The organism is Rhodococcus sp. (in: high G+C Gram-positive bacteria) (assembly GCF_049286785.1).
GTDB lineage: Bacteria > Actinomycetota > Actinomycetes > Mycobacteriales > Mycobacteriaceae > Rhodococcus_F.
This window is the reverse complement of record NZ_JBAQEO010000720.1, coordinates 1-16417: the sequence shown is the minus strand read 5'-3', so window position 1 is coordinate 16417 and position 16417 is coordinate 1. Positions and strand designations below refer to the sequence as shown.

17 protein-coding genes are annotated in these 16417 nt (G+C 65.1%); all 17 read right to left on the bottom strand.

What is annotated here, in order from left to right; translation table 11 throughout:
* The coding region (locus WAW17_RS26050) for an OsmC family peroxiredoxin (protein WP_422335760.1) at positions 1-365 on the bottom strand (365 nt) is incomplete at its 3' end.
* Between the two features lie 240 nt (positions 366-605).
* Positions 606-3143, bottom strand: a complete 2538-nt coding sequence (locus WAW17_RS26045; protein ID WP_422335759.1) for an ATP-dependent Clp protease ATP-binding subunit — start codon at positions 3141-3143, stop codon at positions 606-608.
* A gap of 713 nt (positions 3144-3856) precedes the next feature.
* The gene (locus WAW17_RS26040; protein ID WP_422335758.1) at positions 3857-4210 is read right to left on the bottom strand and encodes a histone-like nucleoid-structuring protein Lsr2; all 354 of its coding nucleotides are present in this window, start codon (positions 4208-4210) and stop codon (positions 3857-3859) included.
* A gap of 164 nt (positions 4211-4374) precedes the next feature.
* Complete coding sequence (gene lysS / locus WAW17_RS26035) at positions 4375-5886, bottom strand: lysine--tRNA ligase (protein WP_422335757.1); 1512 nt, start codon at positions 5884-5886, stop codon at positions 4375-4377.
* Positions 5887-6032: 146 nt separating this feature from the next.
* Entirely contained in the window at positions 6033-6401 is a 369-nt protein-coding gene (locus tag WAW17_RS26030; protein WP_422335756.1) for a rhodanese-like domain-containing protein, read from the bottom strand.
* A complete protein-coding gene (locus tag WAW17_RS26025) occupies positions 6398-6955 on the bottom strand; it encodes a cysteine dioxygenase (RefSeq protein WP_422335762.1) in 558 nt (185 codons plus the stop codon). Before WAW17_RS26025 ends, WAW17_RS26030 begins: the two co-directional genes overlap by 4 nt.
* 97 nt (positions 6956-7052) lie before the next feature.
* Positions 7053-7871, bottom strand: coding sequence for a type III pantothenate kinase (locus WAW17_RS26020; protein WP_422335755.1), 819 nt, complete (start codon positions 7869-7871; stop codon positions 7053-7055).
* A 2-nt stretch (positions 7872-7873) separates the two neighbouring features.
* Complete coding sequence (gene panD / locus WAW17_RS26015; RefSeq protein WP_422335754.1) at positions 7874-8320, bottom strand: aspartate 1-decarboxylase; 447 nt, start codon at positions 8318-8320, stop codon at positions 7874-7876.
* 42 nt (positions 8321-8362) lie between these two features.
* Positions 8363-9301: a pantoate--beta-alanine ligase gene (panC, locus tag WAW17_RS26010; protein WP_422335753.1), complete on the bottom strand. Its 939-nt coding sequence runs from the start codon at positions 9299-9301 to the stop codon at positions 8363-8365.
* 5 nt (positions 9302-9306) lie between these two features.
* The gene (locus WAW17_RS26005) at positions 9307-10233 is read right to left on the bottom strand and encodes a Rossmann-like and DUF2520 domain-containing protein (protein ID WP_422335752.1); all 927 of its coding nucleotides are present in this window, start codon (positions 10231-10233) and stop codon (positions 9307-9309) included.
* 135 nt (positions 10234-10368) lie between these two features.
* Positions 10369-11289: a DUF6779 domain-containing protein gene (locus WAW17_RS26000; RefSeq protein ID WP_422335751.1), complete on the bottom strand. Its 921-nt coding sequence runs from the start codon at positions 11287-11289 to the stop codon at positions 10369-10371.
* A gap of 64 nt (positions 11290-11353) precedes the next feature.
* A complete protein-coding gene (locus WAW17_RS25995) occupies positions 11354-11821 on the bottom strand; it encodes a DUF3180 domain-containing protein (protein WP_422335761.1) in 468 nt (155 codons plus the stop codon).
* 14 nt (positions 11822-11835) lie between these two features.
* A complete protein-coding gene (gene folK, locus WAW17_RS25990) occupies positions 11836-12348 on the bottom strand; it encodes a 2-amino-4-hydroxy-6-hydroxymethyldihydropteridine diphosphokinase (RefSeq protein WP_422335750.1) in 513 nt (170 codons plus the stop codon).
* Complete coding sequence (gene folB / locus WAW17_RS25985; RefSeq protein WP_422335749.1) at positions 12345-12713, bottom strand: dihydroneopterin aldolase; 369 nt, start codon at positions 12711-12713, stop codon at positions 12345-12347. The genes folK and folB overlap by 4 nt, the downstream gene beginning before the upstream one ends.
* The gene (gene folP, locus WAW17_RS25980) at positions 12710-13561 is read right to left on the bottom strand and encodes a dihydropteroate synthase (protein ID WP_422335748.1); all 852 of its coding nucleotides are present in this window, start codon (positions 13559-13561) and stop codon (positions 12710-12712) included. Before folP ends, folB begins: the two co-directional genes overlap by 4 nt.
* The gene (gene folE, locus WAW17_RS25975; RefSeq protein WP_422335747.1) at positions 13558-14175 is read right to left on the bottom strand and encodes a GTP cyclohydrolase I FolE; all 618 of its coding nucleotides are present in this window, start codon (positions 14173-14175) and stop codon (positions 13558-13560) included. The genes folP and folE overlap by 4 nt, the downstream gene beginning before the upstream one ends.
* A 61-nt stretch (positions 14176-14236) precedes the next feature.
* Positions 14237-16417 (bottom strand): ATP-dependent zinc metalloprotease FtsH (gene ftsH / locus WAW17_RS25970; protein ID WP_422335746.1); only part of this gene is annotated, 2181 nt, incomplete at its 5' end.

Here is a 16417-nt window from a genome sequence, read left to right as displayed (position 1 = left end):
GCTGCCTGAGCCGCCTTCGCGAATCCCTCCGCGTCGAGTCCGCCCACTTCGCCGCGCACCGTGATCGTGATGCCGGTGATTTTGAACCCTGGATTGTCCGGTCCGAGGGAGACATCCGCCTTGACCTCGAGGCTCTGTGGGGTGCCGCCGGCCTCTGCGATGAGCGCGGACAACTGCATGGCGTAGCAGGCCGAGTGAGCGGCCGCGATCAACTCTTCCGGACTGGTGGTGCCTCCGGCATCGTCAGCGGCCCGCTTGGGGAACGACACGTCGAATGTCGCGACTCCGGAACTGGTGAGTTCCACCTGACCGCTTCCCTGTTCGAGGGTTCCGTTCCAAGCGGTACGTGCTGTGCGTGTCGGCATGCCACATCCTCTCTCACGAGTTTGGGGTTCCTCTTCGAACCTACTCGTAACGGGCTGCCGTCCGCAGCGCCCCGGAGCACACCCCGAGCGCGTGAGGCGGGGCGGCCGACCAGGGACAGCGGGCGATCGGCGCGCACGGCTCGCCGACTGGTCCGGCCGGTCAGAGCAACCGGCCCGAATATGAGGAACGGGCCGCCGGTGGGGTATCCCACCAGCGGCCCGTTCGTTCGATTCGCCTGGTTACTCGGCGTCGCCCGCACCGGACTTCGCCAGGTCGACAGGGACCTCGTCCGGAACCGTGACCGGCTTGTCCTCGCCGCGGAACGTGAACTTCGCGTCCTCGCCGGCGCCTTCGCCGTCCCAGTTCTCGACATCGACGTGCACGAGTTGACCGGGGCCGACCTCGCCGAAGAGGATCTTCTCCGACAGCTGGTCCTCGATCTCACGCTGGATGGTGCGACGCAACGGCCGCGCACCCAGAACCGGATCGAACCCGCGCTTGGCCAACAGCGACTTGGCCTTGTCGCTGACCTCCATGGTCATGTCCTTGTTCTTCAGCGCCACGCTGACCCGGGCAAGCATCAGGTCCACCATCTGAACGATCTGGTCGGTGGTGAGCTGATGGAATACGACGATGTCGTCGATGCGGTTGAGGAACTCGGGCCGGAAGTGCTTCTTCAGCTCGTCGTTCACCTTGAGCTTCATCCGCTCGTAATTCGACTCGTCACCCTTGCCGGACGTGAAGCCCAGACCCACAGCCTTGGAGATGTCCGAGGTACCGAGGTTCGAGGTGAAGATGAGGACCGTGTTCTTGAAGTCCACGGTCCGGCCCTGACCATCGGTGAGACGGCCATCTTCGAGCACCTGCAGGAGGGTGTTGTAGATCTCCTGGTGTGCCTTCTCGATCTCGTCGAACAGCACAACGCTGAACGGCTTGCGGCGCACCTTCTCGGTGAGCTGACCGCCCTCTTCGTAACCGACGTACCCGGGAGGGGCACCGAACAGCCGCGACGCAGTGAAGCGGTCGTGGAACTCTCCCATGTCGATCTGGATGAGAGCGTCGTCATCGCCGAACAGGAAGTTCGCCAGGGACTTGGCCAGTTCGGTCTTACCGACACCGGACGGGCCGGCGAAGATGAACGAACCGGATGGGCGCTTCGGATCCTTCAGGCCTGCACGGGTACGACGGATGGCCTTGGCCACCGCCTTGACCGCGTCTTCCTGGCCGATGATCCGCTTGTGCAGTTCCTCCTCCATACGGAGCAGACGGGTGGTCTCCTCCTCGGTGAGCTTGAACACGGGGATACCGGTCCAGTTGCCCAGGACCTCGGCGATCTGCTCGTCGTCGACCTCGGCGATGACATCCAGGTCACCGGAACGCCACTGCTTCTCCCGCTCGGCACGCTGAGCGACAAGGGTCTTCTCCTTGTCACGCAGGTTCGCAGCCTTCTCGAAGTCCTGCGCGTCGATCGCGGATTCCTTCTCACGACGGGCATCGGCGATCTTGTCGTCGAACTCGCGGAGGTCCGGCGGTGCGGTCATCCGGCGGATGCGCATCCGGGCACCGGCCTCGTCGATGAGGTCGATCGCCTTGTCGGGCAGGAAACGGTCGTTGATGTAGCGGTCGGCCAGGGTGGCCGCGGCAACGAGGGCACCGTCCGTTATGGACACGCGGTGGTGGGCCTCGTACCGGTCGCGCAGACCCTTGAGGATCTCGATGGTGTGCTCGACCGTGGGCTCGCCGACCTGCACCGGCTGGAACCTGCGCTCGAGTGCGGCGTCCTTCTCGATGTACTTGCGGTACTCGTCGAGGGTGGTGGCACCGATGGTCTGCAGCTCACCACGCGCGAGCTTCGGCTTGAGGATCGAGGCCGCGTCGATAGCGCCCTCGGCCGCGCCGGCACCCACGAGAGTGTGCAGCTCGTCGATGAACAGGATGATGTCGCCGCGGGTGTTGATCTCCTTGAGAACCTTCTTCAGGCGCTCTTCGAAGTCACCGCGGTAACGGCTGCCGGCCACGAGCGACCCGAGGTCGAGCGTGTACAGCTGCTTGTCCTTGAGCGTCTCGGGGACCTCGCCGTTGACGATGGCCTGCGCCAGACCCTCCACGACAGCGGTCTTACCGACACCGGGCTCGCCGATCAGCACGGGATTGTTCTTGGTACGGCGCGACAGCACCTGCATGACGCGCTCGATTTCCTTCGAGCGGCCGATGACGGGATCGAGCTTGCCCTCGAGCGCTGCCTGGGTGAGGTTCCGACCGAACTGGTCGAGCACCAGCGACGTCGACGGTGTGCCTGCCTCGCCACGAGTGCCGCCCGATTCGGCAGGCTCCTTGCCCTGGTAACCGGACAGCAGCTGGATGACCTGCTGACGCACGCGGTTGAGATCGGCACCGAGCTTGACGAGCACCTGCGCGGCGACGCCTTCACCCTCGCGGATGAGACCGAGCAGGATGTGCTCCGTACCGATGTAGTTGTGTCCGAGCTGCAGGGCCTCGCGCAGGCTGAGCTCCAGGACTTTCTTGGCACGCGGGGTGAAGGGGATGTGGCCGGACGGGGCCTGCTGGCCCTGGCCGATGATCTCCTCGACCTGGCTGCGCACTCCTTCGAGGGAGATGCCCAACGACTCCAGCGACTTGGCAGCAACACCTTCGCCCTCATGAATGAGGCCGAGCAGGATGTGCTCCGTACCGATGTAGTTGTGGTTGAGCATCCTGGCTTCTTCTTGAGCCAGGACAACAACGCGCCGTGCGCGATCGGTGAACCTCTCGAACATCGCTCTCCCTCACACTTTCCGGCGGGCAGTCACGAGACCGGGTGTCTCGTCCCTGTTCGCCGCGTTTCGCTCCGGCACTACAAGCAGATCGCCCCCGTCTGCTCCGGGGCCTGGGCTCCGAACCGACGAACGTTCCACGACCCCACCTAATACTGTAGTTGGCTGCCGATCGACCTGCTGCCCCTCCACCCCTTTGGATGTGAGGGCAGGCCTGCTTATTCGTATTTAACGCCCCAACTCCGGCAATCGTTTCCCTTTCCCTGTACGCCGGGAGCGAACAGGGAAGACCGTCCGGTCGTTCCCGCCCGAACGCTGGTGGCTGCTCGCCGGTCGGCGCGCGGCTCTACCTCGGGTCGGATCGTCGAACGTACGACGGCAAGGGTGCCGACCTGGTGGGTCCGGACGGTGGACAGTCCTGGTGACCGTGGACACCGAGGCCGAGATCGCGGCTGTCCCGAGAGAGGCGCGAAGTAGTCACCGCAGTAACCACCGTTCGCGAGGAAGGAACCGGGAGCCGGGTACCGGGTACGCGAGGCGAGGCGACGCCGTACCCGATCTCGTCCACGGCACGAACACCAAGAACAGAATTCCGAGAACCGCCCTGCCTCGACGCGCGCTTCCCCCTGAGTTACCGAATATCGGATCGGCAGGGACCGTGGAAGCGCCGGTGGCTTCTGTCAAGCGATTCAGAAAATTCTGTTCTCAGCTGATTCTTAGTTTGCCTTGTTGTATGCCTCGATAATCTCGGCGGAGATACGGCCACGCGCAGAAACCTTTTTGTTGTTCTTGCGCGCCCATTCACGGATGGCGGCGCTCTGCTCACGATCCACGGAAACACGCGACTTCGCAGACGGGGGCTGGGAAGCAACACCCTTGCCACGTTTGCGCGAGCTCACCTTGCGGGCGTGAGAAACCCACACATCGAGTTGTTCGCGCAATTTCGCAGCATTCTCGGAGGAAAGGTCGATCTCATACTGAACGCCGTCGAGACCGAACTCGACGGTTTCATCGGCGGATGCCTCCTGATCGACGTCATCGATCAAAGTGACAGTGACCTTCTTAGCCATGGGATGAAATTCCTCTCGAATGAAGCGACGTGTCATCGTCAACGTGAGCTACTACCCGGAGGCAACCATACCCCTGTTCAGCCACGTCGGAATACCCGGTAAATGAAAGGAGTGAACAATGCCAATTGGCGTAGTTCGATCACCGAGCGGAAGGGCGAACAGAATCACCTGGCCGAAGGGCGAACAATGGGAAAGAGGATTGTTTCGCGGATTCCGAGTCCCGTCAATGCCATCAGGAGTCGGTCGATTCCCATCCCGGTTCCGGTGGTCGGCGGCATTCCCTGCTCCATTGCCGCGAGGAATTCCTCGTCGAGCATCATGGCCTCGTCGTCACCGGCAGACGCCAGCCGTGCCTGATCCACGAAACGCTCACGCTGAATGACGGGATCGACCAACTCGGAATAGCCGGTGGCCAACTCGATACCCCGAACGTAGAGATCCCACTTCTCGGTGACTCCGGCCTTGCTCCGGTGGTTCCGAGTCAAGGGAGAAGTCTCGACAGGGTAATCGCGGACGAACACGGGTCCGTACAGTTGGTCGCCGCACTGGTGCTCCCACAGTTCCTCGACGAGTTTGCCGTGGCCCCAACCCTTGCCTGCCGGGACTTCGAGGCCCACCTTCTGCGCCAGGGCAAGCAATTCGCCGACCGTGGTGTCCGGGGTGATCTCGACGCCGATCGCTTCCGACAACGACGGGTACATCTCGAGCGTCTTCCACTCACCGCTCAAGTCGAATTCGGTGCCGTCCGCCAGCGTGACCACCTGCGAACCGAACGCGACCTCGGCCACCTCCTGCACGAGTTCGCGAATCATGACCGCGGAATCGTCGTACGTGCCATACGCCTCGTACGTTTCGAGCATGGCGAACTCCGGCGAGTGGGTGGAATCGACGCCTTCGTTGCGGAAGTTCCGGTTGATCTCGAAAACCTTCTCGATCCCACCGACCACGCATCGCTTGAGGAACAACTCGGGTGCGATACGTAAATAGAGGTCGATATCGAGCGCATTGGAATGTGTGACGAACGGCCGGGCTGCGGCGCCACCGGCCACGGTCTGCAGCATCGGTGTCTCGACCTCGAGGAATCCGCGACGCTCGAGCGCGTTCCGGAGTGCGCGCACCACCGCCACGCGCTTGCGGGCATTCTCCCGCGCCTCCGGACGGACGATGAGGTCTGCATAACGCTGGCGGACTCGTGATTCCTCACTCATCTCCTTGTGCGCGACCGGCAGAGGCCGCAGCGACTTCGACGCGATCTGCCACGAATCGCCCATCACGCTGAGCTCACCGCGGCGGGAGCTGATCACCTCACCGTGCACGAACACGAAGTCACCGAGGTCCACGTCGGACTTCCACGAAGCGAGCGCGTCCTCCCCCACACCGGCGAGGCTGATCATCGCTTGGAGTTGGGTACCGTCGCCTTCCTGCAACGTGGCGAAGCAGAGTTTCCCGGTATTGCGCATGAAGATGACACGACCGACAACGCCCACAAGATCGCCGGTGGCGGTGTCGGGCTCGAGATCGGGGTACTTCGCCCGGACCTCGGACAGCGAGTGAGTACGCGCCACCGATACGGGGTAGGCATCGCGTCCCTCCGCGAGAATGCGCTCACGCTTCTCCTGACGGATGCGAACCTGCTCGGGGGTGTCGTCGACTGACTGCGCTGCTACTTCACTCACGGGTCACCAGCCTAATCGACAGCCGACGACGCCCTCATCCCGCCGCCCGGCAGTGCCACCGGCGCACCCGGAACTGCAGTCGGCCCGACCTGTCAGTGCGCCGAAACGCTGGCCAACTCCCGCGTGCAGTGCTTCGCGCCGATGATCTACCCCAGCAGTCCGGCAGCTTTGAGCGCCTGGTACCCGCCGACGAGATCCGTCGCCCTGTGCAGACCGAGTTGCTGCAACGACGCCGCGGCCAGGCTCGAGGTGTAACCCTCCGAGCAGATTATGACCCACTCGACGGCGTGATCGACCGCCAGCGCCAGGTGCGCCGAGCTGGTCGGATCGCACCGCCATTCGAGGACGTTCCGTTCGATGGCGAGCGCACCGGGAAGCGTTCCCTCCATGGCCCGCTGCGCCTGCGGTCGGATGTCCACGACGATCGCACCGCGTGCCACCGCGTCGGGCAGTTCGAACGCATACATGCGGTCGATCTGCGAACGAGCCTCTTCGAGCATCTGGTCGATGGTCATTTCGCACCGTCCTCGAGGTCGGTGAGTTCGGTGCGGGTGCGGCGCAAGCTGCCGTGCCCGGTCACCTCGTAGTACGACATCGCCGTCAACGGCGGCGAGTAGGCGTGCACGCTGAGCGTCGGCGTCGGCGTCGGCTCCCCGGGATCATCCGGGGCCCGCACGACGTCGTGAACCCATCCCAGCGGGAACGACGCCTGATCACCCGCGACCAAGGTCCGGTGGCGCAGTTCGTGACCCGCCCAACGGAACTCGGACAACGTGCCGCTCAGAACGGTGAGCGCACCGAAAGAACCTGCGTGGTCGTGCAATTCGGTGTTCCGGTCGGGAACCCAGCTGATGAGCCAGACATCGACATCGTCGTCCATGTGCAGGCGCGTGGACCAGCGCTCGCCGACGGGGAAACTCTGCGGCAGAAGGGCGTCGTGGCGACCGTCGAGAACATCGGATGCACCCTGATCGGTAATGCGCAGCAGGTCAGCCGGCCGAAGACGAGTGGGTACAGAGACAGAGGAAGAATAGGTGGCAAGCACGGGAGAGACTCCAGGTATGTGAATTGGTCAAGGCAGCGTTCAGCCTCGACAACACTCCTGAGCACTCGTGCAGCGATTCACGCCGACAATTGTGACACAACTTCCACCGAGGGGGAAGCGGTTACTGGATCGGATTCCTGCGGCCCGGTGCCCTGCGGGCCAGGTTCCGCTCGTACACCAAACGCAAACCTTCCAGCGTGAGGTCCGGTTCGTGCTCGTCGACGGTCTCCGTCTCGGGCATGATGAGGGACGCGCGGTCCCCCGTCGCGATCACTACGACGTCGGATCCCGCGAACCCGGGCAGTTCTCTGCGGACGCGCCGTACCAACCCGTCCACGAGACCGGCGAAACCGAACACCGCACCCGACTGCATGCACTCGACCGTATTCTTACCCACCACCGAACGTGGACGCACCAACTCGACCTTGCGAAGCGCCGCCGACTGCGACGCGAGTGCGTCCGAGGAGATTTCGAGGCCCGGCGCTATGGAACCCCCGAGAAACTCGCCCTTGGCGGACACCACATCCACGCACGTGGAGGTGCCGAAGTCGACGACGATGCAGGGTGCGTCGTAGAGATGATGCGCCGCAAGACTGTTGACGATCCGGTCGGCGCCCACTTCTTTCGGGTTGTCCACCAGCAGCGGTACGCCCGTTCGCACTCCGGGTTCCACCAGGACATGCGGGACATGCCCCCAGTACCGGGTGAGCATCACGCGGATCTCCCGTAGAACCGAGGGCACCGTCGAGAGGGCGGACACACCGGTGACCTGGTCGGCATGGGCTCCCAGGAGCCCCCGGAAGATGAGCGCCAACTCGTCGGCAGTCATTCGAGGGTCGGTGCGCATCCGCCAGTCCTGCACCAACTTCGAATGTTCACCGGATCCGGTGAACAGTCCGAGAACGATGTTCGTGTTCCGGACGTCGACGGTGAGGAGCACGTTTACACCAGACTGGATTCGCGCTCGACGTCCAGCGCTCCCAGCATCCGGGGAGTGATCAGGCCGGAACCCTCGGGTGCGTGTGCCGGGTCCGCGCCGAGCTCGACCGGCTTGTTGTCCGCGTCCACGAACACGACGCGGGGCTGGTACTCGCGCACTTCCTGTTCGTTCATCATGCCGTACGCGATGAGGATGACGAGGTCGCCCGGATTGACCAGATGCGCGGCGGCACCGTTGATTCCGATGACTCCGCTGCCACGGGCACCGGCGATGACGTAGGTTTCGAGTCGCGCACCGTTGTCGATATCGACGATGCACACCTGCTCTCCCTCGAGGAGGTCCGCGGCGTCCATCAGATCCTGGTCCACCGTCACCGATCCCACATAGTGCAGGTCTGCGTGCGTCACGGTGGCGCGATGGATCTTCGATTTCATCATGGTGCGAAACATATTCCGGTCCTTACTCTTCCAGACGAAAGAAGCTCGAGGTCGTTAGCGGGAAATGGAACTGCCGGAGGATGCCGAAGCGGTCGCCGATTCGGCGTCTCGTTCGAGGAAGCCGGTTCCGATCGCGACACCGACGTTGTCGATCAGCCGGGTGGTGCCGACGCGGGCGGCCACCAGCAGACGACCGTCACCCCGCTCCGGAGCGGGACCGAGGTCCACACCGCGGACCTCGAGGTAGTCGACGTCGATCGCCGGAACCGCGTCGAGCACCTCGCGCGCGGTGGCGAGAATCGTCTCGGCTCCCCCAGCCGCGGCGTGGGCACCGGCGATGAGCGCCGCGGACAAGGCCGTCGCAGCCGCCCGCTGCTCCTCGTCGAGGTAGCGGTTGCGTGAGGAAAGAGCGAGACCGTCGTGTTCGCGCACCGTCGGCACCCCGATGATCCGCACGTCGAAGTCCAGATCGGCCACCATCTGCCGGATCAGCGTCAACTGCTGGTAGTCCTTCTCGCCGAAGTACGCCGCGTTCGGCGCGGCGATCTGCAGCAGCTTGGCCACCACGGTCAGCATGCCCGCGAAGTGCGTCGGCCGGGAACCGCCCTCGAGTTCGGCGCCGAGCGGGCCCGGATGAATCACGGTCCGCTGCCCGACCGGGTACATGGTCGACACCGTGGGGACGAAGGCCAGTTCGACGCCGGCTTCACGCAGCAACGCCAGATCGGCGTCGAGTGTGCGCGGGTAGGCGTCCAGATCCTCGTTCGCGCCGAACTGCAGCGGGTTCACGAAGATCGACACGATCACCACAGCGCCCGAGAGCTTGGCCTGACGAACCAGTTCCAAGTGGCCCGAGTGCAGCGCGCCCATGGTGGGCACCAGCGCCACCTGGCGGCCGACACCCCGCAACGCCCTCGAGACCCGGGTCAGTACCTTCGGGTCGTGATGCACGGTGAGCTCACCGCACTTGTATCCGCCTTCCACAACGCTCACGGACGTCACCTCCGGTCCTCGAGAATGTCCAGTAGTTCAGGTTTCGCGCCGACGCGCTGAGCCGTTCTGAGCGACAGCGCACGATACCCGGCGGCAATGCGTGGATCGACGTCCTCCAGCACCCGCAGATGGGTGGCGACGGCATCGACGTCTCCGCGCGCCACCGGACCGGTCAGCGCGGCAGGGCCGCGACGCAGCGCATTGTCGAGAGCCGCGGTGAGCAGCGGACCGAGCACCCGCTCGGCGAGCCCGTTCGGTTCGTCGCCGACGAGTTCCTGCCCCAGCAATTCCTGACCTTCCAGTGCCACCCGCAGGGCCGCGACCGCATCGACGACCAGCGTCACCAGATGGTTGCTGCCGTGAGCGAGGGCCGCGTGGTAGAGCGAACGCATGTCTTCCGGGACCCGAACCGGCTCGCCGCCGATCTCGAGAACCAGTGCCTGTGCAACCGCGTAACCGATGTCATCGGCCGCGGTGATACCGAAGCAGGCAGAGGCCAGGCGGGCCGTGTCCTCGTCGTGGCCCGTGAAGGTCATCGCCGGATGAATCGCCAGCGGAATGATGCCCTGCTCGGTGAGCGGACGGAGGATCCCGACGCCGTTGGCCCCGGAGGTATGCGCGACGATCGTGTGGCTCGGCACCGCCCGAGTCGAGGCGAGGCCCGCCACCAGCGATTCGAGTTCGGAGTCGGGGACGGCGAGAACGAGTAGTTCGGTCCGTGCCGCGACGTCGGCCACCGGGAGCACCTCGCTGTCGGGGAGCCTGGTGCGTGCGCGGTGCCGCGACACATCGGACACCGCGGAACATGCGACAACCACATGACCAGCCCGCTCCAACGCGGCCCCGATTGCTGTACCGACCCGGCCGGCGGAGACGATTCCCACCGTCAAGCGCGCAGGCGCAGGGCCATTAGTGATCCCGAAAGAGGTCACCTTCGTCCTCTCGTTCGTTCCAGTCCCGCTCGGCGGGTACCAGACGTTCTCGAGTGAGGATAGCCCCGTGCCGGTTCACGCCGCCATGAGCAGGCGCAGTGACATATCCCTCACCGACAGGGTGCCGGCGTCAACCTACTCGGCGCGACGGCGCCTGCGCCCGGTTCCCTGAGCAGGCGATACTGATCCGGACTGCATGTTGGCCATGATCTCGGCCACGGACAATCCGTTCGAGTGGGCCCCGGAGGGCTCGTCGTCTTCCGTAGCCCTGCGTCGGCGGCCTCGCGGCTCGGTACCGTCCTCCGGTTCCGCACCGGCCTCGGGCTCGGGCGTGGTTTCGGTTTCGGTTTCGGTTTCGGTTTCGGTTTCGGGCTCGGGAGCCGGCTCCGGCTCGACCTCGATGTCGGGTTCGCGTCCATGGCCGTCGGGGTGCGGTTCCACGATCGAGGTTTCCGCCGTGACCGGCTCGTTGTCCGCGAACTGCGGCGACCGCGGCATGTCGTTCTGCTGTCCCGCATTGGAATACCCCGCGCCGGGGATGTACAGGCCCGAGGGCGCCGGCTGATAACTGTCGTACGAACCGCCGGCCAGTTCCTGTACCCGGGTGGAGTCTGCGCGCAGAGCTATCCGCTCGGTGGGCATGGCACCCTCGAACAGCGCTTCCAGATTCTTGCGCAGCGACGACAGCTCGGCTCGCAGCGCGGCAAGTTCCTCCGCATCCGCGCGCACTTCGCTCCGCACCCGCTTCTCGACGGTGAGTTCGTACTCCCGCCGGGCGGTGATCTCCCGTTCCAATTGCAGCTCGTAGACAGTTTGCAGGTCGTTGATCTTGGCCTTGTCGAGTGCGGATTCACGCCGGTACTTGGTCATGGCGATCGCGCCGAGCGTTGCCGCCCACAGCGCAACCACCAAACCGACCCTGAGGAGCTGCACACTCTCACTGAAAATCAGGAACAACGACGCCAGCACCGCGAGAGCGACCAATCCCGCAACGATCATCTGGCTCGCGCTGCGCCTCTTACGGCGCGCAGGCTTGCGGCGACCAGGATTCGTCATGATGCCAGGGTACTTGTCCGGACCGTCCGGACCGCTCATACCGGGACGGCGGCCACGCTCTGCGTCAGTGCGCGGGCTCGTCGGAGGGGTCGTCCGGGGTGCGGCAACAGTGCTCGAGCCACAGGGCCGCACCCACGAGTGCCAGCGCCGCGAGGAGTCCCACCCACGCGCCGGGACTGTCCGACGCCGCGGCACGGAGAACGGATTGCTGCGGAATGAGATACAGCAGGAATCCGCCCCACACTCCCGCCGTGGCCGCACCGACGAGGGCCGAAGCCTTGGCAAGGGCAACGACTCGCGCCGCCGTGATCGGATGCAACTGACTCGGACCGTCACCTATCCGGTGGTCGCGGATTCGCGCGCGAACCATGAAGGCGAGAACCACTTCGATCGCCGCGACCGGATAGAGCGACGCCCCGGCGTAGACGGGGATCGGCGGGAACGATCCGTAGAACACGCGGATCAGAATCCAGGTGGCGGCGACCGCGAGAGCAGCGAGAAATACCAGATCCCATATCCGGGTGGGTTTCATCGTGCCGGTCGGTTTCATCGAGACCGCCGGTTGAGGGTGAGGTCTGTCCGGTGCACGCCGGAGCGTTCGGTCTCGTCCAACTGCAGGAGCAGATCCTCGACCCGCTTCGTGTCCCCTGCGACGGGCAGCACGGCGTCGGGTTCCACGTCGAGCCAGGGGATGAGAACGAACGCGCGTTCGTGTGCCCTCGGGTGAGGCAACGTCAACTCGGGATCGTTCCTGCGGGTGCCGTCGCACGTGACCACGTCGACGTCCAGGGTTCGCGGTCCCCACCGTTCCGCACGTACCCGATCCGCGGCGGCCTCGAGTTCCTGACCTGTGCGGAGCCAGCCGTGACAGTCCCGTCCCGGATCATCGACGACGAGAACGGCGTTGAGGAAGTCCTGCTGATCGACACCACCCCACGGCTCCGTCGAATACACCGGCGACACCGCCACAACGTGCTCTCGCAGTCCGTCGAGAACGGACTGGAGGTGTGCCAGGCTGTCGCCGACGTTCGACCCGATCGACAACACCGCGCGACTCATCCGCCGAGCCTCGTCCTGTGCGCGACCACCGCCACGTCGGCAAAGGTCAGCGGAATCGGGGCGGACGGCTTGTGCAGCACCACTTCCGCGCGTTCCACACGCGGATCGGTCATCACGCCGTCCGCGATCTCGGCGGCTACCGTCTCGATGAGATCTCGCGACGGACCGGCGACGATCGCTGCGGCACGCTCGGCGAGCCCACCGTAGTCGAGGGTGTCGGCGAGGTTGTCGGACGCCGCAGCGGTAGCGAGATCCAGCCACACGGTGATGTCGACGTAGAAATCCTGACCGTCGCGTTTCTCGTGCTCGAAGACGCCGTGATTTCCGCGTACCTTCAAGCCGCGCAACTTGATTCGATCACTCATCTGGTTCCACCCCTGGCCCAGGCGTCGGCGACAGCGATCGCGTCGAGCGAAGCCTGCACATCGTGCACGCGCACCCCCCACGCCCCGTTGCCGGCCGACAAAGCGGAGACGACCGCGGTCGCGATCTCACGTCCGGCCGGCGGCCTGCTCACCCCGTCGGCATCAGCCAGCAGACTTCCGAGGAATCTCTTGCGCGACGCGCCGATCAGCACCGGGAAGCCCAGCTCGTTGAATTCCGGGAGAGCCGCAAGCAGGGCCCAGTTGTGTTCGGCCGTCTTGGCGAAGCCCAGCCCGGGATCGAGTACCAGTACACCCGGGTCGACACCTGCCGCCACAGCCAGGTCGACCTGCGCCATCAGCTCGTCCTGCACCTCCCGGACCACGTCTTCATAGTGGTTCGCGGTACCTCGGTGAACGTAGTCGCCTGCCGAACGCCAGTGCATGAGGATCCACGGGACACCCGCGTCTGCCACCACCGACGCCATCTCCGGGTCCGCGCGGCCACCGGCCACATCGTTGATGATCGAAGCCCCCGCCTCGATCGCCACCTTCGCGACGGACGCACGCATGGTGTCGACGCTGACGCAGATGCCTTCGGCCACCAGATCCGCGATCACCGGGCCCACGCGGCCCGCCTCAACCTCTGGGTCCACCCGTGCAGCACCGGGCCGGGTCGACTCACCGCCGACGTCGACGATGTCGACTCCCAGCGCCTTCAGTTCGAGCCCGCGCCGAAGCGCCGCGTCACGGTCGAGGAAGCGGCCGCCGTCGGAGAAGGAATCTGCGGTCACATTGAGGACCCCCATCACCACGGTGCGCCCCGGCGCAGGCAACCCGGCCACAGTCACTTCCGCAGTATGAGATCCAGAGCCTCGGAACGCGAGGCCGCACTGGACTGGAGCAGACCTCGCACGGCCGAAGTGGTAGTGCTTGCTCCCGGCTTGCGTATTCCACGCATCGCCATGCACAGGTGCTCGGCCTCGATTACGACGATGGCCCCACGCGGATCGAGTTTGCGCATGATGGCATCCGCGATCTGGCTGGTGAGACGCTCCTGAACCTGAGGGCGCTTGGCGTAGAGATCCACCACGCGGGCCAGCTTCGACAGCCCCGTCACCTTGCCGGTGGACCCGGGAATGTACCCGACGTGCGCGACGCCGTGAAACGACACGAGGTGGTGTTCACAGGTGGAGTAGAGCGGAATGTCCCGAACCAGCACCAGTTCCTGATGCCCCTCGTCGAACGTCGTGTTCAGGACGGAGTCGGGGTTGGTGTAGAGCCCGGCGAAGACCTCACGATACGACCGTGCCACCCGGGCCGGGGTGTCGATCAGCCCTGGGCGGTCCGGGTCTTCACCGATCGCGATCAGCAGTTCGCGCACAGCAGCCTCGGCACGGGGCTGATCGAAGGTCCGACCTGTGTCGAGTGCCACGGGCTCACTATCGAGATGATTCACCGACAACCGAAACTCCTCCAATTACCGGGACCGCGCGCCCCGGAGCAACAGCCTAGTGGCGGGCGGATCAATTCGATCCGTCCGGCCCCTTCCATGCCTTCGTGTGACCCTCACCATCCTCGACAGGAGGCTGCTGGTGCGGTGGGTTCCATTGGGTGGCCGGTCCCTGACCTCCCGAGTACTGACCACCCTGGTACTGACCGCCCTGGTACTCACCGCCCTGATTGCCGGCGTCTCGCGGCGGCCAGCCCGGAGCCGACCAGCCGGCCGGAGCGCCGTAGTCGGGGCGCTGCGGCGCTGCGCCCTGCTGCGGCACAGCCGGCGGGTAACCATGAGCTGGTGCGGAAGGCTGCAGATACTGCGGCTGAGGCTGCGCTTCGGCCTTCGCGAATATCGGTTCCGGTTGCTGCGGGGGCCACGGCTCGCCGCGCTCCAAGGCCAGTTCGCGAGGAGTCTTCACAGGCGGCTTGTCGGACGGTGTCCGGTGACCGAAGTCGTTGAACGCAGTGATCCGCGGACGCTTCTCCACACTGTGGAAGATCTTCTCGAGATCCTTGCGGGTGAGGGTCTCCCGCTCGAGGAGCTCTGTGGCCAGGGTATCGAGCACGTCCCGGTATTCGTCGAGAATGGACCATGCCTCGGTGTGAGCTGCCTCGATGAGGTTGCGGACCTCTTCGTCGATCTCACGCGCCACCTCATGGGAGTAGTCGGACTGCACCCCCATCGAACGGCCGAGGAACGGGTCGCCGCCCTCCTGTCCGTACCGGACGGCACCCAGCTTGGCGCTCATGCCGTACTCCGTGACCATCGACCTGGCGATCTTGGTGGCCATGTCGATGTCGGAGGAAGCACCGGTGGTCGGCTCGTGGAACACGAGCTCCTCGGCCGCACGGCCACCCATCGCCATGACCAGTCGCGCAATCATCTCGGACCGCGTCATCAGGCCCTTGTCGTCCTCGGGCACCGTCATCGCGTGACCGCCGGTGCGGCCGCGGGCAAGGATCGTGACCTTGTAGACCGGTTCGATGTCGGGCATCGCCCAAGCTGCGAGAGTGTGACCACCCTCGTGATAAGCGGTGATCTTCTTCTCGTGTTCGCTGATGATGCGGCTCTTGCGACGCGGCCCGCCGACCACGCGGTCCACCGATTCCTCGAGCGCGGCCTCGGTGATGACCGTGCCGTTCTCGCGAGCGGTGAGCAGTGCGGCCTCGTTGATGACGTTGGCCAGATCGGCACCGGACATCCCGACCGTGCGCTTGGCCAGTCCCTCGAGATCGGCATTCTGGTCGATCGGCTTGCCCTGCGAGTGCACCTTGAGGATGGCGCGCCGTCCCGCCAGGTCGGGTGCGCCGACGGGGATCTGGCGATCGAATCGACCCGGCCGCAGCAGCGCGGGATCGAGGATGTCGGGCCGGTTGGTGGCCGCGATCAGGATGACGCCGGTGCGGTCACCGAAACCGTCCATCTCGACCAGCAACTGGTTGAGGGTCTGCTCGCGTTCGTCGTGACCGCCGCCCAGTCCGGCGCCGCGCTGGCGTCCGACCGCGTCGATCTCGTCGACGAAGATGATGCAAGGGCTGTTCTGCTTGGCCTGATCGAACATGTCGCGCACGCGGGAGGCGCCCACACCGACGAACATCTCGACGAAGTCGGAACCGGAGATGGTGAAGAAGGGGACGCCGGCCTCGCCGGCCACCGCGCGGGCGAGCAACGTCTTACCCGTACCGGGAGGGCCGTACAGCAGCACACCGCGCGGAATCTTCGCGCCCAGCGCCTGGTAACGCGCCGGATTCTGCAGGAAGTCCTTGATCTCGTACAGCTCTTCCACAGCCTCATCCGCACCGGCGACATCGGAGAAGGTGGTCTTCGGCATGTCTTTGTTGAGCTGCTTGGCCTTCGACTTGCCGAAGCCCATGACGCCACCGCGACCGCCGCCCTGCATCCGGCTCATCACGAAGAAGAAGATGCCCAGGAGGATCACCATCGGCAGAACGAACAGCAGGATGGACGTGAGCCAGCTCTCCTGCGTGACCGTGGTGTTGTAGCTCTCCAAGCCTTTGTCGGAGACCTCGGTGAAGATCTGCTCGGACGCCGCATCGGGATACTTCGTGAGAATTTGGGTCTCACCGCCGGTGGCGTCGTTGCCGCTCTTCAACCACAGACGCAGCTGTTGCTCCCGGTCGTCGATCTGCGCCTTCTCGACGTTGTTCGCGTCGAGCTGCGCGATCGCCACGGAGGTGTCGACACC

Coding starts and splice junctions, on each gene's coding strand:
- WAW17_RS26045 (WP_422335759.1), bottom strand. CDS start 3,143: ATGTTCGAGAGGTTCACCGATCGCGCACGGCGCGTTGTTGTCCTGGCT.
- WAW17_RS26040 (WP_422335758.1), bottom strand. CDS start 4,210: ATGGCTAAGAAGGTCACTGTCACTTTGATCGATGACGTCGATCAGGAG.
- WAW17_RS26030 (WP_422335756.1), bottom strand. CDS start 6,401: ATGACCATCGACCAGATGCTCGAAGAGGCTCGTTCGCAGATCGACCGC.
- panD (WP_422335754.1), bottom strand. CDS start 8,320: ATGTTTCGCACCATGATGAAATCGAAGATCCATCGCGCCACCGTGACG.
- WAW17_RS26000 (WP_422335751.1), bottom strand. CDS start 11,289: ATGACGAATCCTGGTCGCCGCAAGCCTGCGCGCCGTAAGAGGCGCAGC.
- WAW17_RS25995 (WP_422335761.1), bottom strand. CDS start 11,821: ATGAAACCCACCCGGATATGGGATCTGGTATTTCTCGCTGCTCTCGCG.
- folK (WP_422335750.1), bottom strand. CDS start 12,348: ATGAGTCGCGCGGTGTTGTCGATCGGGTCGAACGTCGGCGACAGCCTG.
- folB (WP_422335749.1), bottom strand. CDS start 12,713: ATGAGTGATCGAATCAAGTTGCGCGGCTTGAAGGTACGCGGAAATCAC.